Annotated in this window: 20 protein-coding genes and 1 tRNA gene; 12 read left to right on the top strand and 9 right to left on the bottom strand. The window is 68.9% G+C overall.

Annotated elements, in window-relative coordinates; all coding sequences use genetic code 11:
• Positions 1-5: 5 nt before the first annotated feature.
• Together BKA14_RS31750 and BKA14_RS31755 are read left to right on the top strand one after the other, a co-directional pair.
• Complete coding sequence (locus BKA14_RS31750; protein WP_184954442.1) at positions 6-686, top strand: thiamine pyrophosphate-binding protein; 681 nt, start codon at positions 6-8, stop codon at positions 684-686.
• Between the two features lie 8 nt (positions 687-694).
• Positions 695-1,573 carry a transketolase family protein gene (locus tag BKA14_RS31755; protein WP_184957083.1) on the top strand — a complete coding sequence of 293 codons (879 nt, stop codon included), beginning with the start codon at positions 695-697 and terminating at the stop codon, positions 1,571-1,573.
• Positions 1,574-1,575: 2 nt separating this feature from the next.
• Here the strand turns inward: BKA14_RS31755 and BKA14_RS31760 are convergent, their stop codons facing one another.
• Positions 1,576-2,013, bottom strand: a complete 438-nt coding sequence (locus BKA14_RS31760; protein WP_184954443.1) for a hypothetical protein — start codon at positions 2,011-2,013, stop codon at positions 1,576-1,578.
• Positions 2,014-2,071: 58 nt separating this feature from the next.
• On the bottom strand, positions 2,072-3,202 hold the full coding sequence (locus BKA14_RS31765) for an acetyl-CoA C-acyltransferase (RefSeq protein WP_184954444.1): 1,131 nt from the start codon (positions 3,200-3,202) through the stop codon (positions 2,072-2,074).
• A 35-nt stretch (positions 3,203-3,237) separates the two neighbouring features.
• Here BKA14_RS31765 and BKA14_RS31770 point away from each other — a divergent pair, with 35 nt between their 5' ends.
• A complete protein-coding gene (locus BKA14_RS31770; protein WP_184954445.1) occupies positions 3,238-3,645 on the top strand; it encodes a PH domain-containing protein in 408 nt (135 codons plus the stop codon).
• On the opposite strand, the gene BKA14_RS31775 is transcribed toward BKA14_RS31770, so the two are convergent.
• Together BKA14_RS31775 and BKA14_RS31780 are read right to left on the bottom strand one after the other, a co-directional pair.
• Positions 3,642-4,553: a rhomboid family intramembrane serine protease gene (locus tag BKA14_RS31775; RefSeq protein ID WP_184954446.1), complete on the bottom strand. Its 912-nt coding sequence runs from the start codon at positions 4,551-4,553 to the stop codon at positions 3,642-3,644. The genes BKA14_RS31770 and BKA14_RS31775 overlap by 4 nt on opposite strands.
• Positions 4,554-4,567: 14 nt before the next feature.
• On the bottom strand, positions 4,568-5,098 hold the full coding sequence (locus BKA14_RS31780) for a peptidylprolyl isomerase (protein ID WP_184954447.1): 531 nt from the start codon (positions 5,096-5,098) through the stop codon (positions 4,568-4,570).
• A gap of 160 nt (positions 5,099-5,258) precedes the next feature.
• On the opposite strand from BKA14_RS31780, the gene BKA14_RS31785 reads away from it, so the two are divergent.
• Positions 5,259-5,891, top strand: coding sequence for a hypothetical protein (locus tag BKA14_RS31785; protein WP_239093169.1), 633 nt, complete (start codon positions 5,259-5,261; stop codon positions 5,889-5,891).
• Between the two features lie 61 nt (positions 5,892-5,952).
• On the opposite strand, the gene BKA14_RS31790 is transcribed toward BKA14_RS31785, so the two are convergent.
• Together BKA14_RS31790 and BKA14_RS31795 are read right to left on the bottom strand one after the other, a co-directional pair.
• Complete coding sequence (locus BKA14_RS31790; protein ID WP_184957085.1) at positions 5,953-7,002, bottom strand: magnesium and cobalt transport protein CorA; 1,050 nt, start codon at positions 7,000-7,002, stop codon at positions 5,953-5,955.
• A gap of 152 nt (positions 7,003-7,154) precedes the next feature.
• Positions 7,155-8,249 carry an aminotransferase-like domain-containing protein gene (locus tag BKA14_RS31795; protein WP_184954448.1) on the bottom strand — a complete coding sequence of 365 codons (1,095 nt, stop codon included), beginning with the start codon at positions 8,247-8,249 and terminating at the stop codon, positions 7,155-7,157.
• A gap of 114 nt (positions 8,250-8,363) precedes the next feature.
• Here BKA14_RS31795 and BKA14_RS31800 point away from each other — a divergent pair, with 114 nt between their 5' ends.
• The 3 genes from BKA14_RS31800 to BKA14_RS31810 are packed head-to-tail and all read left to right on the top strand — an operon-like array spanning position 8,364 to position 10,853.
• A complete protein-coding gene (locus BKA14_RS31800; RefSeq protein ID WP_184954449.1) occupies positions 8,364-9,095 on the top strand; it encodes a phosphocholine cytidylyltransferase family protein in 732 nt (243 codons plus the stop codon).
• The gene (locus tag BKA14_RS31805) at positions 9,083-10,144 is read left to right on the top strand and encodes an iron-containing alcohol dehydrogenase family protein (protein WP_184954450.1); all 1,062 of its coding nucleotides are present in this window, start codon (positions 9,083-9,085) and stop codon (positions 10,142-10,144) included. Before BKA14_RS31800 ends, BKA14_RS31805 begins: the two co-directional genes overlap by 13 nt.
• Positions 10,119-10,853 (top strand): CDP-alcohol phosphatidyltransferase family protein, encoded by a 735-nt coding sequence (locus BKA14_RS31810; RefSeq protein WP_184954451.1) that lies wholly within the window; start codon positions 10,119-10,121, stop codon positions 10,851-10,853. Before BKA14_RS31805 ends, BKA14_RS31810 begins: the two co-directional genes overlap by 26 nt.
• A 314-nt stretch (positions 10,854-11,167) precedes the next feature.
• On the opposite strand, the gene BKA14_RS31815 is transcribed toward BKA14_RS31810, so the two are convergent.
• A tRNA-Ser gene (locus BKA14_RS31815) sits at positions 11,168-11,252 on the bottom strand.
• Between the two features lie 218 nt (positions 11,253-11,470).
• Between BKA14_RS31815 and BKA14_RS31820 the strand changes: the two genes are divergently transcribed.
• The 4 genes from BKA14_RS31820 (at position 11,471) to BKA14_RS44460 (ending at position 16,393) form a co-directional block, all read left to right on the top strand.
• A complete protein-coding gene (locus BKA14_RS31820) occupies positions 11,471-13,315 on the top strand; it encodes a ricin-type beta-trefoil lectin domain protein (protein WP_239093170.1) in 1,845 nt (614 codons plus the stop codon).
• Positions 13,316-13,333: 18 nt separating this feature from the next.
• The gene (locus BKA14_RS31825) at positions 13,334-14,293 is read left to right on the top strand and encodes an NAD(P)H-quinone oxidoreductase (protein ID WP_184954453.1); all 960 of its coding nucleotides are present in this window, start codon (positions 13,334-13,336) and stop codon (positions 14,291-14,293) included.
• Between the two features lie 307 nt (positions 14,294-14,600).
• Complete coding sequence (locus BKA14_RS31830; RefSeq protein ID WP_184954454.1) at positions 14,601-15,137, top strand: DUF4352 domain-containing protein; 537 nt, start codon at positions 14,601-14,603, stop codon at positions 15,135-15,137.
• Between the two features lie 236 nt (positions 15,138-15,373).
• The gene (locus BKA14_RS44460) at positions 15,374-16,393 is read left to right on the top strand and encodes a C40 family peptidase (RefSeq protein ID WP_239093171.1); all 1,020 of its coding nucleotides are present in this window, start codon (positions 15,374-15,376) and stop codon (positions 16,391-16,393) included.
• Between the two features lie 55 nt (positions 16,394-16,448).
• On the opposite strand, the gene BKA14_RS31840 is transcribed toward BKA14_RS44460, so the two are convergent.
• Positions 16,449-17,645, bottom strand: a complete 1,197-nt coding sequence (locus BKA14_RS31840; protein ID WP_184954455.1) for a GAF domain-containing sensor histidine kinase — start codon at positions 17,643-17,645, stop codon at positions 16,449-16,451.
• A gap of 314 nt (positions 17,646-17,959) precedes the next feature.
• On the opposite strand from BKA14_RS31840, the gene BKA14_RS31845 reads away from it, so the two are divergent.
• Positions 17,960-18,490: a YbhB/YbcL family Raf kinase inhibitor-like protein gene (locus tag BKA14_RS31845; protein WP_184954456.1), complete on the top strand. Its 531-nt coding sequence runs from the start codon at positions 17,960-17,962 to the stop codon at positions 18,488-18,490.
• A 59-nt stretch (positions 18,491-18,549) separates the two neighbouring features.
• On the opposite strand, the gene BKA14_RS31850 is transcribed toward BKA14_RS31845, so the two are convergent.
• Entirely contained in the window at positions 18,550-19,263 is a 714-nt protein-coding gene (locus BKA14_RS31850) for a class I SAM-dependent methyltransferase (RefSeq protein ID WP_184954457.1), read from the bottom strand.
• Positions 19,264-19,411 lie beyond the last annotated feature (148 nt).

A 19,411-nucleotide genomic window follows, 5' to 3' on the forward strand; every position in this document is an offset into this window, starting at 1 on the left:
ACCCCATGACAGCGACAGCAGTGCACACCGACCGGCTCGGCCCCCTGCTGCAACGCATCACGGGGGACCGCAAACACTTACCGAGCGCCCATTCGACCCTGGACGTGCTGTGGGTGCTCTACGACCGGGTGCTCCGCATCACACCGGAGACCGTCGACGCGCCCGATCGCGATCGTTTCCTGCTCTCCAAGGGGCACGGTCCGGCCGCCTACTACGCCGTGCTGGCGGCCAAGGGCTTCATTCCCGAGTCGTGGCTCGACGACCTGGGCGGATGGGACAGCCCGCTGGGCCACCACCCCGACCGTGTCCGCATCCCGGGCGTCGAGATCGGCACGGGGTCGCTCGGGCACGGTCTCGGGCTGGGTGCCGGGATGGCGCTCGGCCTGCGGGCCCAAGGCTTCACCCGTACGCGGACCTTCGTGCTGCTGGGTGACGCCGAACTCGACGAGGGGTCGAACCACGAGGCCATCGCGTACGCCGCCGCGACGCACCTGCCGATCACGGCGATCGTGGTCGACAACCAGTCGGCGACGCACGGCTGGCCCGGTGGGATCGCGGCCCGCTTCCCGGGCTGGGACGTCTCCGTTGTGGACGGCCGCGACCGGGAGCGGCTGGAACGCGCGCTGAAACTCCGGCACGACCGCCCCAACCTGGTCGTCGCCACCGTCGAACGCAAAGGGAGCTGAGCGACATGATGAGGGACACGTTCGTGGCCACCACGACCGCGCTGCTCGACGAGGACCCGCGGACCGCGCTGGTGCTGGCCGACATCTCCGCCGAGGCTTTCCTCCCCGTGCAGCGCCGGCATCCCGACCGGGTGCTCAACGTGGGCATCCGGGAGCAGCTGATGACGGGGGTCGCGGGCGGGCTGGCGCTCACCGGGCTGCGGCCCTATCTGCACTCGTACGCGCCTTTCGCGGTCGACCGGGCGTACGAGCAATTGAAGCTCGACCTCGGCCACCAGGACGCGGGCGCCGTCGTGGTCAGCATCGGCGGCTCTTATGACGCGTCGGAGGAGGGCTACACACACCAGTCGCCGGGCGACGTCGCGCTGCTGGACACACTCGACGGCTGGACCGTACACGTGCCCGGGCATCACGACGAGGTACCGGCCATGCTGCGCGCGGCGGCCCGGCACGACGACCGGGTCTACGTGCGGCTCGGCGTGCAGGAGAACGATCGGCCCCACCTCGACGGCGGCCGGCTGCGGGTGCTGCGGCGGGGCGGCCCGCTGATCGTGGCGGTCGGCCCGATGCTCGGCCCGGTCCTCGAGGCCACGGCCGGGCTCGACGTCACGGTGGCGTACACGAACACGCCGCGCCCGCTCGACGCCGACGGTCTGCGTGTGCTGACCGAGGGCGAGGTCGTCATGGTCGAGCCGTACCTGGCCGGCACCTCGGCCGCCGCGGTGAGCAGCGCCCTGGCGGGTCTGCCGCACCGGGTTCTGCACCTGGGCGTCGGGCGCGGTGAGGTGCGGCGTTACGGCAGCTGGCGCGACCACGCCCGGGCCCACGGCCTCGACGCGGCCGGACTGCGAGCGTCGATCGTGGACTTCCTGGGGCAGGACACCTAGGCCTACGCGGCCAGGGCGTGCCTGGCGTGGAAGACCTCGCGCAGCCGCTCGTCCAGCTGCCGTACGGCTTCCGCGTTGTTCAGCCGCAACCGGAACCGCTCGCGCACCCCGTCGACCGCTGTGGCGGCGATCTCGAGGTCCGAGCGGGACGTCGTGGGGCTCCACGAGACGTTGCTCAGGTGCCGCAGGTTGGTGTTGAGGTGCAGCCGCAGCCGGTGCAACACCTTGGTCTCCTGCGTCACCACGAGCCGCCGATGCGTCAGCACCAGCATGAACTCGCCGGAGAGCGGCGCTTCGGGGCGCTGGCAGCGGCCGACCAGCACGGTGGTCTCGTCGGGCTCGACGCAGCGGCGGAAGATGGGCATGTGCCGGCTGACGGTCGGGATGGCGACACCGGCCTCGGCCGCGGCGGGAAGGAACGTACGGGAAAACACGTCCATGTGGCGTTTAACGGCGACCTCCCGGGGAAGTCGCTGCCACCGGCCGATGAATGTCGAATTACAAAGCCTCGACAATCGTTGCGTTCGCCATACCGGCTCCCTCACACATCGTTTGCAGGCCGAATCGCAGGCCGGACTGTCGCATGTGGTGCAGCATCGTCGTCATGATGCGCGCACCGGATGCCCCGAGAGGGTGACCGAGAGCGATCGCCCCGCCGCGCGGATTCATCCGGGCGCGGTCGGCGCCGGTCTCGGCCAGCCAGGCCAGCGGCACGGGCGCGAACGCCTCGTTCACTTCGTAGACGCCGATGTCGTCGATCCGCAGACCGGCCCGCGCCAGCACCTTGGCCGTGGCCGGGATGGGCGCGGTCAGCACGATCACCGGGTCGTCGGCCGCGATCACCGCGGCGTGCACGCGGGCCAGCGGGCGCAGGCCGTGCGCGGCGGCCCATTCCGAGGTGGTGACGGCGAGCGCCGCGGCGCCGTCGGAGATCTGCGAGGCCGTGCCCGCGGTGATCCGGCCGCCGTCGCGGAACGGCGTCTTGAGCCCGGCCAGTTTCTCCAGCGTGGTGTCGCGGCGGATGCCCTCGTCGAGCTTCACGCCGGCCAGCGGCTCGATCTCGGCGTCGAACTCACCGGCGTCCTGGGCGCGGGCGGCCGCGGCGTGGCTGGACAGGGCGAACTCGTCGAGCTGGGCGCGCGAGAAGCCCCACCGCTCGGCCACCATCTCGGCGCCGACGCCCTGGTTGAACGAGTCGACGCCGTACCTGGTCCGCAGCGTTTCCCCGTACGGGTCGGCGCCCTGCCCGCTGGAGCCCATGGGCACCCGGGTCATCGACTCGACGCCACCGGCCACGACCAGGTCGGCCTGTCCGGAGATCACCGTCGCCGCCGCGAAGTGCAGCGCCTGCTGGCTGGAGCCGCACTGCCGGTCGATGGTGGTGCCCGGCACCGCCTCCGGCCAGCCCGCCGCCAGCACGGCGTTGCGCCCGATGTTCCACGACTGCTCGGCCACCTGGGAGACGCAGCCCCACATCACGTCGTCGACGTCGGCCGGGTCGAAACCCGTACGCTCGGACAGGGCTCGCAGCACGTGCGCCGACAGGTCGACCGGGTGCACACCGGCCAAGCCGCCGCCGCGCCGGCCGATCGGGGTCCGGACCGCTCCGACGATCACCGCATCACGCATGAGTCGACGGTAACCCGGACTGCCATAGTGGTGGCATGCAGTGGCGCGTCAAGCCTGTTCTTCCGGTCAGCAAACTCATCGCCGCGGTCGCCGTGGCCGTCCTGGCGTTGGCCTTCGCCGGCCGCGACCCGGTGCGCTGGGTCCTGGCCGGCGTGCTCGTGCTGGCCCTGCTGGTGTGGGCGCTGCGTGACCTGCTGCGGCCGGTGCGCCTGGCCGCGGACGCCGAGGGTGTGACGGTCGTGACGGGGTTCCTGGGCCGCCGCCGCCTGACCTGGGGGCAGATCGAGCGCGTACGGGTCGACCGCCGCTCGCACCGCGGCCTGCGCAGCGAATATCTCGAGCTGGACGCGGGCGACGCGATCTTCCTGTTCAGCGCGAACGACCTGGGCGAACTGCCCGACGACGTGGCCACGGCGCTGGCCGACCTGCGGGTGGCGAGCTAACCCAGCAGCACCGTCGTGCGCATGACGGCGGCGAGGAGCAGCACCACGAAGACGGCCGCGCAGCCCGCCGCCTGGATCTGACTGCGGCGCTTGGTCGGGGCGTACGCGAGAACGAAAGCGACCACACCACCGATGATCAGGCCGCCGATGTGGCCCGCGATCGAGATGTTGGGGACGCTGAACGTGAAGAGCAGGTTGACCACGAGCAGCGGGATCAGCTGGCTGATGTCGAGGCGCAGCCGCCGGTTGACCACGATCATCGCCAGGACCAGGCCGAAGATCGAGGTCGAGGCGCCCGCGGCCGGGGCGTTGGGGGCGGTGAAGACATACGCCGCGACGTTGCCGCCCAGGCCGGCCAGCAGATAGAGCGCGGCGAAGCGGATCGGGCCCAGCTTCTCTTCCAGATAGCGGCCCAGCTGCCAGAGCAACATCATGTTGAGCAGCAGATGCAGCACGCCGTAGTGCACGAACATCGCGGTGAACAGCCGCCACCACTCACCGGCGGCGATGCCGTGGGGGTCACCCCCGATCACGTACGGCGCGTAGCCGAGCACCGAGGCCCAACGGGTGACGTCGGTCTGACCGCCCATCAGGCCGAACCAGCCGCCCGCGCCGGCGATCGCCCGAGGGCCGCCGACGACGGCCGAGAGCACCATCACCGCCACGTTGATCGCGATCAGGCCGCGGGTCACGTAGCCCGCGCGGCCGGCGAGGCTGCCGCCGAACGCCGTACGGGCTTGGCGCTGGGTTCGTTTGCCCTCGGCCACGCACTCGGGGCACTGGTGACCGACCGACGCCTCGTTCATGCAATCGGGGCAGATCGGCCGGTCACACCGTGTGCACCGGATGTAAGTCTCCCGCGACGGATGGCGATAACAGACCGGAGCCGTCGACGGAGCCTCACTCATGTTCCAAGGTTACTTCAGTCCTGAGCGCGCTCGATTTCCACGCGCTCGATCACGACGTCCTCGCGGGGCCGGTCGCCCGCGGCGGTCGGCGTGTTGGCGATCGAGTCGACGACCTTGGCCGACTGCTCGTCCGCGACCTGGCCGAAGATCGTGTGGCGCCGGTTCAGGTGCGGGGTCGGGCCGACCGTGATGAAGAACTGCGAGCCGTTGGTGCCCGGGCCCGCGTTCGCCATGGCCAGCAGGTACGGACGGTCGAACTGCAGCTCGGGGTGGAACTCGTCGGCGAACTGGAAGCCCGGTCCGCCCCGGCCGGTGCCGGTCGGGTCACCCATCTGGATCATGAAGCCGGCGATCACGCGGTGCGAGATCGTGCCGTCGTAGTACGGACCCGAGCCCTTCTGACCGGTGCGCGGGTCGGTGTAGTCCTTCGTGCCCTCAGCGAGCTCCACGAAGTTGCGCACAGTCGCCGGGGCGTGATCCGGGAACAGCTGCAGCCGGATCGGGCCATGGTTCGTGTGCAGGATGGCGTAAAGCTTCTCGGCCACGGGTACTCCTGTCTGTGTCACGGTCGCCCCGTGGCGTACCTCGGCGGGGCGATTGGACAGTTCCTTGCAGTTCGGATCCTCCCCCATGTGTCTGAAGCGGCAGCGAGGGGGTACCGAAACAGGGCACCATTCATGGCAGAGACTGGAGAGGTGGGCACTGGTGATCACGACGATGCGCCGCAAGAGCCGCAGCACGCGGATGAAGAACGAGCTCGGGCAGAGTGTTGACCACTTCAAGCGCGCGGCGTCGCTCGCGGCGCAGGAGACCAGCGCGACGGTCGGGCCGACGCTGAGCGCCGCGGTCGACCGGGTGCAGCCGGCCGCGACCAAGGCCAAGGACGTGGCTTCGAGCGGCTGGGGCAGCGCGGTGGCCACGATCACCCCGCTCGTGGCCGCGGCCAGCGAGAAGGTCGGCCAGGCGAGCGAAAGCGCGCGGCAGACCGGCGAGCTCAGCCGGCGCAAGGCCAAGAAGGCCGCCAAGGAGAACAAGAAGGCCGCCAAGACGCTGCAGAAGCGGGCCAACAAGGCGATCGGCCGCGAGAAGAGCGGGCGCGGCAAGAAGCTCGTCGGCTTCGCGCTGCTGGGCACCGCGATCGGCATCGCCGCCGCGTACGCCGCCAAGCGCCGTCAGGCCGCGCAGTGGGACGAGTACGACCCGGCCGCGCCGATCAGCCCCTCGACGACCGCTGTGACGGGCGCCGACGACGCGGCGTTCGAGCCCGAGGTCACCGACAAGGAGATCCCGCAGGCCTACAGCTCGCAGAACGGAACCTCGCCGAACACCCCTCGGTAACGATTGCCGACGCCCCGACAGGGCGGGTCCCAGCTCTCGGCGGCCCGCCCTGTCGTGCTGCTCAGAGCCAGCCGCTGCGGCGAAACACCCGGTAGAGCAGCACCGACGCGATCAGGATGATCGTCCACCACGCGGGATAGCCGTACTGCCAGGTCAGCTCGGGCATGAAGGTGAAGTTCATGCCGTAGATGCCGGCCCCCGCGGTCCACACCGTGGCGATGGCCGCCCATGCCGCGATCTTGCGCATGTCGTTGTTCTGATCGACCGTGACCTGGGCCAGCCGGGCCTGCAGGATCGAATTGAGCAGATCATCGAAGGACGAGACCTGTTCCACCGTACGGGTCAAGTGGTCCTGCACGTCCCGGAAATACTTGCCGATCCGCTTGGGCACGAGCGCCACGATCATCGCCAGCGGGCGCTGCAGCGGCACCACCGCGCGCCGGAACTCCACCAGCTCACGCTTCATCTGATAGATCGCCGGGATCGGGCTGGCGTGGTCGCGCGAGAACACGCCCTCCTCGATCAGGTCGAGATCGGCCTCGACCCGGTCGGCCACCGCGACGTAGTGGTCGACGACCCGGTCGGTCACCGCGTAGGCCACCGCCCACGGGCCCTGCTCGATCAGGTCGGCCCGCTCCGACTCGAGGTCGGCCCGCACCGAACCCAGCTCCGAGGCGTCGCCGTGGCGCACCGTGATGACGAACTGGGCGCCCACGAAGACCATCATCTGACCGGTCTCGACCACCTGCGACGTCTCGGTGATCTCACCGTGCGGCACATAGCGGGCCGTCCGCATGACCAGGAAGTGCACCGAGCCGAACTGCTCCAGCTTCGGGCGCTGCTCGGCCTTGACCGCGTCCTCCACGGCCAGCTCGTGCAGCCCGTACGTGTGAGCGATCTCGCTCATCTCGTCCTGGCCGGGCTCGTGCAGGCCCAGCCAGACGAACGCGTCGTCGCGCTCGCAGGCGATCCGCAGCGCCTCGTCGGGGGACAAATGACCGGGCATCCGCTTGCCGGCCACGTAGACCGCACAATCGACGACCGCGCTGCCGGCCCGGCGGCCCTGGTTCTGCTCGGAGCTGTCGTCGGCCGTGCCCAGGATCCGGTTCATCGCGCGGACGGGAGCGGTGAAAGCTCGCGACAACGGCCGGTTCCGATTGCGATCGCTCACGATGACCTCCCCCACACGGACGAACAAACCGCCCGAGGCTACGCCCGGCGGGTTGGTGACACACCCACCGGGCGTCCGCCTTTCGGCGCTTCTTAGGCGCGCACCTCTTCGATGGCCTCGGCCAGACGGCGCACGCCCTCGTCGATCTGCTCGACGGTGACAGCCGAGTAAGCCAGGCGGACCGAGCTGTGACCACCCTCGAGCAGGAAGTCGCTGCCCTTGACGATCGCCACGCCCTTCTTCATCGCCGCCGGGAAGAGCTTGTCGACGTCGACATCGGAGGGCAGGTCGACCCAGAGGAAGTAGCCGCCGTCGGGCTCGGTGAAGGTGGCGCCCGGGATGTGCTTGCGCAGCGACTCGGCCAGCACGCGGGCCCGCTCGCCGAGGGCGGCGCTCACCGTCGCGATCGAGCGCTCGATGTCGCCCGACACGCAGAACTGGTGCACGATCGCCTCGGAGACCATACCGGGCGAGATGTAGAGGTTGGTGGCCTTCTTGGCGATCGCGTCGATCAGCGCGGCCGGGCCGACCAGGTAACCCACGCGGACACCGGGGCACACCGTCTTGGTGAAGCTGGAGGCGTGCACGACCAGGTTGTCCGTGTCTTGCGAGAGCATCGAGGGCAGGGCGTCGCCGCGGAACCGGATGTCCACGTACGGGTCGTCCTCGAAGATCGTGAACTCGTACTGCGCGGCCAGCGCGAGCAGGGCCTGACGCTTCTCCGCCGACAGCGTGATGCCGGCCGGGTTCTGATAGTTCGGGATGATGTGGGCGAGCTTGGGACGGACGCCCGACTCGAGCAGCGCGCGCAGCTCGTCGACGTCGATGCCGTCGGACTGAAGTGTGACCTGGTGCACCTTGGCGCCCAGGTTCTGCAGGCTGAGCAGGGTGCGGTCGTAGGTCGGCTTCTCCACCACGACGTCGTCACCGGGCTGCACCAGGTGGTTGAAGAGGAACGCGTCGGCCTGCAGGGAGCCGTTCGTCACAATGACCTGGTCCGGCGAGACGTTGTGCTTCTCGGCGATCCACTTGCGCAGCGGGACGTAGCCGACGGACGTGCCGTAAGCGGTCACACCAGCGGGATCGGCCTCGAAGGCACGTGCTGCTGCGGCGGCGAGGCCCTCGACGTCGATGATGTCCAGCGACGGAGCGCCCCGGGCAAAGGAGATCAGCTGCTCAGCGGTCATGCGCACAAGCTTACGAGCCGCCTCTACGGGATTTTCGGCTGGCTCATGCCGTCCGAGCCGTGGGACGCCACCCGCTATTCTCCTGGAGTTCACCAATTAGAGGGAGAGACTCCGATGATCGGTCTGGTACTCGCCGCCGGAGCCGGGCGCAGACTTCGTCCGTACACGGACACCCTGCCCAAGGCCCTCGTCCCGGTCGACGGTGACACGACGATCATGGACATCTCGCTGCGCAACCTGGCGGCGGCCGGGCTGACCGACGTGACCATCGTAGTGGGCTACTGCGCGCAAGCCGTCGAGGAGCGCCAGGCCGGCTTCGAGGAGCGCTACGGCGTGAAGATCTCTCTCGTGCACAACGACAAGGCCGAGGAGTGGAACAACGCCTACTCCCTCTGGCTCGCCCGTGACCACTTCGCGCAAGGAGCGTTGATGGTCAACGGCGACACGGTGCACCCCATCAGCGTCGAAGAGACCCTCCTGGCGCAGCGCGGCCCGAGCATTTTGCTGGCGGTCGACAATGTGAAGAAACTCGCCGACGAGGAGATGAAGACGATCTTCAACGACGACGGGCAACTCACCAGCATCACCAAGCTGATGGATCCGGCCGCCGCCTTCGGCGAATACATCGGCGCGAACATCATCGAAGGGTCGGCCGCCGCCGAACTGGCCGACGCCCTCAAGGCGACCTGGGAACGCGACCCCAACCTCTACTACGAGGACGGCTTCCAGGAATTCGCCAACCGCGGCGGCGAAGTCCGCGCGGCCACCATCGGCGAGGTCGACTGGGTCGAGGTCGACAACCACGACGACTTGGCCAAGGCGCGGGACATCGCATGCCGCTACTAGCCCGGAGCGTCCAAGCGCCGCTGCACATCCACGTGCGCCGCGGCGCCGTCGCCGACCTGGGCCGCCTGCTCGCCGACGGACGCATCTCGGCCGGCGGCGACGTGGCCGTGGTCGTCGGGCCCGGCCTGGGTGAGCGGGTGGTCGAGTTGATCCGGCCCTCGCTGCAGTCAGCCGACGTCTTCACCACCACCGGCGGCACCCTCGACGCCGCCCTCGAACTGGCGGCCAAGCTGCGCGCCCGGCCCTACGACGCGGTGGTCGGCATCGGCGGCGGCACCACCGTCGACACGGCGAAGTACGCGGCCAACCGCTGGGGCCTGCCGATGATCTCGGTCGCCACCAGCCTGGCCAACGACGGCATCGGCTCCCCCGTGGCGAGCCTGATCAACGACGGCGTCAAAGGTTCGTACGGGGTGCACATCCCCTTCGGCGTGATCGTCGACCTGGACTTCGTGGAAACCGGCCCCGACCGCGTCAACCGGGGCGGCATCGGCGACGCGATCAGCAACATCAGCGCCCTGGCGGACTGGGAACTGGCCCGCGAGATGCGCGGCGAACCGGTCGACGGCCTGGCCGCCTCGCTGGCCCGGATGGGCGCCGAAGCAGTGCTGACCATGCCCGGCGACCTCGACGACGACGCATTCGTGACGGTGCTGGCCGAAGCGCTGATCGCCAGCGGCCTGGCCATGGCGGTCTCCGGCAGCAGCCGGCCCGCCAGCGGCGGCTGTCACGAGATCATGCACGCCGTCGACGCGCTCTTCCCCGGCACCGCCTCCCACGGCGAACTGGCCGGCCTGGGCGCGCTGTTCTGCACGTTCCTGCGCGGAGACGAGCGGCGTTTCGCCCAGATGTCCGACTGCCTGGCCCGGCACCGCCTGCCCCGGCTCCCGTCCGACGTCGGGCTGACCGACGCCCAGTTCGCCGAGGCCGTCGCGTTCGCCCCGCGCACCCGGCCCGACCGCTACACGATCCTGGAACACCTGGCCATGACCCCCGACGAGATCAGCAGAAAGCTGGCTTCCTATGTCGCAGCCGTCGCCGCCCGCTGACCCCGCACCCCCCGCCCCCACCGCGGCCGACTACTACGCCGTCAACCGCGGCGGCGGCCTCTTCAGCGAGGCCGTCAGCCAGCACGTGGGCGCCCGGATCGCCGTCCACGCCCACAAACACCGGCTGGCCCCGACCGTGCTGACCGTCTTCAACCTGGGCATCGGCGGCCTCGTCTCGATCCTGGTGATCGCCACCGCCATCCCCGTCGCCGACGGCCGCATCTGGGCCTGGCCCATCGGCCTGCTGGCCCTGCTCGGCTGGCAGCTCGCCTACGCCTTCGACTGCGCCGACGGCCAACTGGCCCGCGTAACCGGCCAGACCAGCCCCGCCGGCGCCCGCCTCGACGTGCTGTGCGACGTGGCCGTGCAAATCTCCTTGGTGGCCGCCCTGGGCGCCGTCGCCGAGGCCCAGGTGCCCGACACCCCGGCCTGGCTGCTGGCCGCCTTCGCCGGCACGTGGATGGTCAACCTCGTCACATCGGTCATGCAGACCGGCGACAAGGCCGCCAGCATGGTGACGAGCCGCTCCCTGCCCGTACGCCTGGTCAAGCTCGTCCGCGACTACGGCGCGGTGGTTGCCCTGGCCGGGCTGGTGCTGACCGTCGCCCCACAGTGGACTATCTGGTTCGTCGGGTTGTTCACGCTGGTGAATGCCGCTTTCCTGGCCGCCAGCGTGATGTTCTCAGCCCGCGAGGCCCTGCACTCCTGATCAGCGAGCGACGGAAACTGGCCGCCGATTACGTCCAGTTCCTCGCTGTCGAAGTCGAAGAGAACGTCATCCTGGGCTCAGCCGCTGCCTGCATCTTCTTGAGAAGCGATCCACTGCCGTCCGCGTCGGCCTCCGATGTGCGGTCTCGAAACTGCGAAGAGCAGCTCTACTGCCGCAAGTCGGTGGTCGCGCCGCGGTCGCAGCGAGGCGAAATCGAGTTCGAGTGGTCCGTAATGAGACCCAACGGCCGGGCGGCGAACCCTCGCCCGCTGCATTCGCACTGGTCAGCGAAGGTTTCGCTGACAAGGGACTTGCGGAGGGCGTGGGATTCGAACCCACGAAGAGTTTCCCCTTACCGGTTTTCAAGACCGGCGCCATCGGCCACTAGGCGAGCCCTCCCGATGTTGCTGTCCCAGTGTGCCAGATGGTGGCCCGCGGGCCTGACACAGGCCGTACGGAAACTTAAATCATGGCTCTGAAAAGGCTCCTGAGCTGCTGGAACACGCTCTCCGTAAATGTTACAGGCGGTTGACACAACATCGACGAGCGTGGTTACAGTTCAGAGCCTTTACCTTTCCCGCCCCAAGGCCCCCACCTATGGCAAGGGAGTTCCAACCGTGTCCATCCCCAAGAAAGTCGCCTGGGTAGCTACCGCGGTCCTGAGTTCGACCGTCCTGGCTGCCCCGGCCGCGTTCGCCGCCAACGAGACGGTGAACGTCTACCTGACCACCACGAGTGACGCCGGCGGCCGGACCGTGACGCGAGGGCTGCAGCAGCAGTCCCCGGTTGCGTTCGGGAGCAGCAGCGGGTCGGCCAACCAGACCATCACGGTCAACGAGAACACCAGTTACCAGCAGTTCGAGGGAGCCGGGGCGTCGATCACGGACACCGCGGCGTTCAACATCCGGGGCAGCGGCGCGCTGTCGGCCGCCACCCAGAACGACGTCATGACGAAGTTGTTCAGCCCGACCGCCGGCATCGGGGTGAGCGCGATCCGCAATGTCATCGGCTCGTCCGACCTGGCGCAGAACAACTTCTCGTACGACAACACGTGCTGCGACGTGAACGATTTCTCGCTCGCGCGGGATGCCGACGTGATGGCCTTGACCAAGCAGGCGGTCGGACTCAACCCGGCCGGGTTCGTCATGGCTTCGCCGTGGACCGCGCCGCCCTGGATGAAGGACAACAACGCGTACAGCCAGGGGTATCTGCAGGCCCAGTACTACAAGACGTACGCGCAGTACTTCGTGAAGTACATCCAGGGTTATCAGGCTCAGGGCGTGCCGATCCGGTATGTCACTTCGCAGAACGAGCCGGGTTGCTGCCCGGGCTACCCGTCGATGCAGTGGCCGGTCTCGGGTCTGCAGTCGTTCGCCAAGAACGACCTGATGCCCGCGCTGCAGGCGGCCGGTCTCAACACGAAGCTCCTCATCGGAGACTGGAACTTCGACACGTACGACCAGTGGGTGGCCCCGCTCGTGGCGGACACCGCGATCCGCAAGCACCCGAACTTCGGCGGCATCGCGTGGCACGACTACGGCGGTAACCCGTCGACGGCGAGCACGGTGCGTAACCAGTATCCGAACGTCAACATGTACATGACCGAGCACTCGGGCGGCACCTGGGTCAGCAATCAGCACGCCGAGGACATGGGCGACCTGATCGAGTATTTCCGTAACTGGGGCCGTGCCTGGACGAAGTGGTCGCTGGCCGTCGATCAGAACATGGGACCGCACAACGGCGGCTGCGGCACGTGCACCGGCCTGATCACCGTGCAGCGTGGTGGCAGCCGGAACGGCCAGGTCGACTACACCGTCGAGTACTACACGATGGGTCACTTGACCAAGTTCGTGAAGCCGGGTGCCGTACGGATCGACTCCAGCGCGAACGGCACGGTCCCCAACGTGGCGTTCCGCAACAGCGACGGCTCCAAGGCGCTGATCGCCTACAACACGAGCGGCAGCGCGCAGAGCGTCAAGGTGAACTGGGGTGGGCAGTCCTTCGTCTACAACCTTCCCAGCCGTACGTCGGCCACGTTCACCTGGAGCGGAGCGCAATCCGGGGGCGGCAGCGGCGGGACCGGCACGATCACCGGGCTGGGCGGCAAGTGTCTCGACGTGTCGAACGGGTCGACCGCCAACGGCAACCTGCCGCAGCTGTGGGACTGCACGCCGGGCAACACCAACCAGCAGTGGACGGTGGGCAGCGACGGCACGATCCGCGGCCTGGGCAAGTGCCTCGACGTGGCCGACAACTCGACGGCGGACGGCGCGCCGGTCCACCAGTGGGACTGTCTCGATGCCGTCGCGAGTCAGAAGTGGACGGTCACGGCCGGCCGCGACATCGTCAACAATGCGTCCGGCAAGTGCCTCGATGTGAAGGACAACAGCACCGCCAACGGCGCGAAGCTGCAACTGTGGGCTTGCACGGGGGCCGCGAACCAGAAGTGGACAGCGCCGTAACAGGGCAAGCTAGGAACCATGCACGCCATCGTGATCGAGGACAAGAAGCTCGTCTCGCGTGAGGTTCCGGATGCTGAGGCCGGCGACGGTGAGGTCGTCATCGACGTCACCGCCGCCGGCGTCAACCGGGCCGACGTCGCTCAGCGGCAGGGTTTCTATCCGCCGCCGCCCGGCGCCTCGCCCTATCCGGGCCTGGAATGCGCCGGTGTGATCAGCGCGGTCGGGCCGGGGGTGACCGACCGGCACGTCGGCGAACGGGTCAGCGCGCTGCTGTCCGGGGGCGGGTACGCCGAGCGGGTGGCCGTTCCGGTGGGGCAGTTGCTTCCCGTGCCGGCCGGGCTTTCGCTGATCGAGTCGGCCGCGCTGCCCGAGGTCGCGTGCACGGTGTGGTCGAACGTGGTGGATCGGGACCGGCTGCGCAAGGGCCGTACGCTGCTGGTGCACGGCGGCGGCAGCGGCATCGGGACGTTCGCCATCCAGCTCGGCAAGGCCCTGGGTGCGTCAGTGATCGCGACCGCACGGTCCGGCAAGCACGAGGCGCTCCGAGCCCTCGGCGCCGATCGGCTCATCGACTACACGACCGACGACTTCGTGACCGCCACCCGCGAGTTCAACGGCCAGGGGGCCGACGTGATCCTCGACATCGTGGGCGCGAAGTATCTGAGCCGCAACATCGAGGCGCTGGCGCCGAACGGCCGCATCTCGGTGATCGGCATGCAGGGCGGGCGCAAGGCCGAACTCGACCTGGGCCTGCTGATGGCCAAGCGCGGCTCGGTGTCGTCGACGTCGCTGCGGGCTCGACCGGCCGGCGACAAGGCCCGGATCGTGGCCGCCGTCGCCCGTGACGTGTGGCCGCTGGTCGAGGCGGGGGCCGTCAAGCCGGTCATCCAGACGACGATTCCGCTGGCGCAGGCAGCCGAGGCGCATGAGCTGATGGAGTCGAGCGACCACCTCGGCAAAATTCTGCTTACCCCCTAAAGAGGTCCTAAACCCACCCTTTCGGGCGATAGTTGTGCGTATTTTATGTGTGTTTGACCGCTTTTTGCGGCGCGGCGAAACGGACTCGGAGGGTGCGCCGCTCAGCATGGTGTCACTCGGGCCGAGTGATCGGCCGGTGGGCTCGCGGCTCGCGGGACCCGCCTGACGAGCGACACCGGGAGGTCTCATGACCAACACGCCGTTGCGCCCTGCGCGGTCGGCACCGGCCGGTCGGAAGCCGGTGCCCGCACCGGCCCGACGCGGTAAGGCGCCGTGGCTCGTAGGTGGAGTGTTTGCCCTGCTAGTAGTGGGGGTAGTGGGTTACGCGGTGGCCGGACGAGGTGGCGAGACGCCCCCGTCCGAGACGGTGGCCACCGGTAGCGTGGCGCTCGACAGCGCCGCGCCGGTCGACGTTGTGCCGACGCCGACGGTGGCCCAGCTCGTAGTGCTTCCGGCCGGCCGCAGAGCCGCGGAGGGAACGCTTTCGGTCGCCGTGACGAAGACCGAGTGCGGAGTGGCCGAGGTCGGCCCGCCCGATCTGCCGCTGGCCGCCGACGGAGAGTTCTGCCTGGTCAGCATGGCCGTACAGAACACCGGAAAGGAACCCCGGCTGCTCGATCCGGGGGCCCAGCGCGGGCTCGACGGGCAGGGCCACGCCTATCGGGTGGCCGAGCAGGCCGCGGTCTTCGTGAACGATCAGGATCCGTCGCTGCTCGACGAGATTCCGGCCGGCGCGATCCGCCAGGGTGTGGTGCCGTTCGACGTTCCCAAGGGCACCCGGCTGACCGGTTTCCTGCTGCACAAGTCGCCTTACAGTACGGGCGTACGGGTCCCTCTGTCCTGATCACGGACGCATTTCGGAGATCCACCGGAGCCGATCGAGTGCGTAACTCGCATTCTTTTTCTCGATCGAGCAAGGGTGATTGTGCGATTTCGGCCCCGCAACATTCCTGATGTGTGTTGGCATGGTCGACGGAATTAACGAGTAGTCCGGGTTCCCATTGCCGTCCGTATTGGGCGGTGCCGGCGCGGTGCACGCTAATGCCACGCCGTCGGGATTCGCGCGAGAGCCCCGGACCGATGTCGGAGGCAACACTGCACTGTCCGTCCCCGAGCCGGGCGTTCACCGCCGGCGCACTCGCGCTGGCTGTCCTCTCGCCCGCTCTTGACCCGACCGAGCACGCCGCCGAGGCCGTGCCACCCACGAACCCGGTGGGCCCCAATGCCTCGGATGACACTCGAATCGAGGAGCGCACCACTACCGCCGAACGCGCATCGCGCGCCGCCCCCCGGCGATTCTCACTCGCCCGGGCCGCGACGACGGCCCGGCCCCGACTCAATCCCTTCGCCGCCCCGGACAACGGCCAGGCCCTGCGGGACGCGGTGGAACTGGCCGTGGCCGACGAGCGGGTGGCGGTCCGCACCGCCGAGACCCTGGCCATGGTCGAGGCGCGCCAGGACCTGCTGGGCGGCGAGATCACTGATGAGGCGGCCGTGCCCGCCACGGCCGCACTGCTCCGCCGGGCTGACGCGACCGCACGTCAGCTGGCTCAGCAGCGGGTGCGAGCCGAACAGGAGGCCCGAACCGCGGCTCTCCGCGCCGTTCAGGAGGCGGCCGAGGGCGTCGAGGTGACCGAGAACGTCGAGAACGCACGTTACGTCCGGGCGCCGCGGGCCCGCACCGGCGGGCGCTACCAGCGTCAGGTGACGGTCCGCTACGCGCAGGCCAAGCCGCAGGGCCAGCGGGTCGTGCAGCTCGGCAACGGGATGAACGCAGTCATCGCGTTCGCTCGCTCGCAGGTCGGCAAGCGGTACGTCAGCGGCGGGATGGGCTCGGGCGGCTTCGACTGCTCCGGGTTCACCAAGCGGGCGTACGCGCTGGCCGGCATCAGCCTGCCGCACTCGTCCGGTGCGCAGGCGGCCCGCTCGCGCGGTATCTCGCGAGCCCACGCCCGCCCCGGCGACCTGGTCGTCGGACCCGGACACGTGGGCATCTACATGGGCCGCGGGATGATGATCGACGCGGGCAACCACCGCACCGGAGTGGTCTATCGCAAGATGTATTCCGGATTGCGGGTCGCACGCGTAAGTCACCGTTAGGCACGTCAGCGAAAGCGCCGGGGAACCCACCCCGGCGCTTTGCGGCCAATGGCGGTCAGCGCGGCAGCGTGAGGCGGACCGTCGTGCCGATTCCCGGCTCGCTCTCCAGATGAACGCTGCCGTGGTGCGCATCGACGATCGATTTGACGATGGCCAGCCCGAGCCCCGGCCCCTGAGCGGCCATCACCTCGGCGGCCGCGCACCGATAGAACCGGTCGAAAACGTGCGGCAGTTCGTCGGCCGCGATGCCCACCCCGGTGTCGGTGATGGTCAGCTCGGGTTCGCCCTCGGCTGTCGAGTCGATCGTGATCTCACCATCCGGCTGCGTGAACTTGATCGCATTGACCAGCAGATGGTTGAGCACCTGGGCGATGCGCTTGCCGTCGGCGCGCGCCGGCACTGGCTGTTCGGTGCGGTCGCGCAGCTTGACGCCGCGGTGCTCGGCCAGCGCCCGGCAGGCCGCGGTCGCCTGGTGCGCCAGGTCGGCCAGGTCCACCTCGGCCAGGTCGAGCTGGATCCGGTCGTCGGTCATCTTCGCCACCATGAGCAGCTCGTCGATGAGCCGCAGCAGCCGGTCGGAGTTGCGCGACATCACCGACAGGAACCGGCGCGACGTCTCGGCGTCGAAGTCGTCCTCGAGCAGCATCTCGAGGTAGCCGCGGATGGTGGACAGCGGCGTCCGCAGCTCGTGACTGACCGTGGCCAGAAACGAGTCCTTCATCCGGTCGAGCTGACGCATGCGGTCGGCGATCTCCCCCGCGTGCCGGGCGTACCGGCGCAGTTCGAGCTGCACCGACGCGTGCCGGGCCAGGCTGCGCAGGGCCCGTCGCTGTGCGTCGGTGAGCACCCGCGGCTCGTGGTCGACCACGCAGACCGTGCCGACCGCAAACGTCCCGTCGAGCACCACCGGCGCCCCGGCGTAGAACTTGAGCCGGTGCGCGTTCACCGCCGGGTTGGCGGCGAAGCGCGGGTCGACCGCCGTGTCCTGGACTTCGAGCACGTCGTGCGAGGTGATCGTGTAGGTGCAGAAGGACAGGTCGCGCGGTGCGCCTTCGAGATCCGTACCGACCTTGGCCTTGAACCACTGGCGATCCCGGTCGACGAGGCTGACCGCACCCAGCGGCGTGCCGCAGATCTGCGACGCGAGCAGCGCGATGTCGTCGAAGTCCTCCTCCGGCGGGGTGTCGAGCACCTGCGCGTCGTGCAGAGCTGCGAGCCGGCCCGGCTCGTCGGCCGGCAGAGGCGCCCTCATGTTTCGATCGTCTCAGGTGCCGCGCCCGATTTGGTGGAATTCGTCGGACAATGATGGCCTTTACAGCAGTCGGCACCCGCCTCCAGCAGCGGGTGCCGACTTGCGTATCGCCACCAGGCACGGGGATCTCGGCCGCGCGCACCCGGTCGGATGTCAGACAGAAGCATCACCCGCCACCCGAGTTTGCGTGCGCACCGGCTGTGCGTCCGCCCGATCGGGTGACAGCGCGCCGCAATCGTTGCGAAAGGCGGGCGATACCGGAACGGACTACTCTTCGTGCGGAGAAGGCCTGCATACCGCCGGAGGACATCACGATGAGTCTCGAACGCGCCGTTGCCCCGGATCCGTACGATCTCTTGCCCGCCGTCCCGTCCTTCACGGTGACCAGCGCGGACGTGACCGACGGCCGGCCGCTCGACGAGTTGTACGCCCACACCAGTGTGGGCGGCAAAAACCTTTCACCCCAGCTGTCCTGGTCGGGATTCCCCGCCGAGACCCGTGGCTTCGTGGTGACCTGCTTCGATCCGGACGCGCCGACCGGCAGCGGATTCTGGCACTGGGTGCTGGTCAACGTGCCGGTCGAGACGACCGAGCTGTCGCGCGGCGTCGACCCTCTGCCCGGTGAAGCGTTCTGCGTCCGCAACGACTACGGCGACAGCGCGTACGGTGGCGCGGCTCCGCCGCCCGGCGATCGCCCGCACCGCTACGTGTTCGCGGTGCACGCGATCGACGTCGACAAGCTCGAGGTCCCGCCGGAGGCGTCGCCGGCCTACGTCGGCTTCAACCTGGCCTTCCACACCCTGGCCCGGGCCACGATCCGCCCGACGTTCCAGGTCAAAGGCTGACTTCCCCCGTACGCGGAAAGGCCGCCGTCATGCGACGGCGGCCTCGACGTTCGTGATCGTCAGGCGGCGGTGCGCGCCACGACGAAGACGGACTGGCCGAACGGCGGCTTCACGACGCTCTCGGCGGCCTTGGTCACCGGCAGCACGAGCGAGTCGTACACCTTGACCATCGGGCCCTCCTTGGGGGCCAGCTTGAAGATGCTGGTCGCGCCGTAGTAGCCGATCAGGCCCAGCGCGTTCGCGTAGTGCATCTTCTCGATCTGCAGGCCGGCGTCGGTCATGGCGGCGCGCATCGTCTTCTTGGTGTAGCGGCGGATGTGCCCCGTCGCGATGTCGACGTTGCTCATGGCGAACATGAACGCCGGCACGATGATGATGATCCGGCCGCCGGGGCGCACGAGGTCGGCCATGCTGCGCAGAGCGCCGACGTGGTCCTCGATGTGCTCGAGCACGTTGTACGAGACCGCGGCGCTGTATTCACCGTTGGCGTCCGGCGACGGCAGCAGCATCTGGCGCACGTCGATGTTCGGGTAGTCGGCCATGCGCTCCTTGAGCAGCACGAGCCGGTCCGGGTCGGCTTCGGTCGCCGTGAACCGCGGAAGGTGCTCCGCCCACTCGATCGCGTAGTCCCCAAGACCGCTGCCGATCTCGATCGGGTTGTCCCCGAGGTACGGAAGAGCGAGCTCGACGAACCACCGGCGGTGGTTCACGGCCGTGGCGAGGCCTTCGAGCACTTCGGACTGGATCCGCTGGTCTCCAGTGATGTCTGCCATATGTAAGGTTCCCTCGTCTTGCCGATCCGAGCTGACAGCGGGACCGGAAGAGTTAACCATCCGGGGCGCGTAACCGAAAGTTGAGCCCGGCTCAGGCCATCATTATTTGCCTGATTGAGACATAGTCCGCGGGGTACTCCACCCGCTC

This window comes from Paractinoplanes abujensis, from assembly GCF_014204895.1.
In the GTDB taxonomy this organism is placed as follows: Bacteria; Actinomycetota; Actinomycetes; order Mycobacteriales; family Micromonosporaceae; genus Actinoplanes; species Actinoplanes abujensis.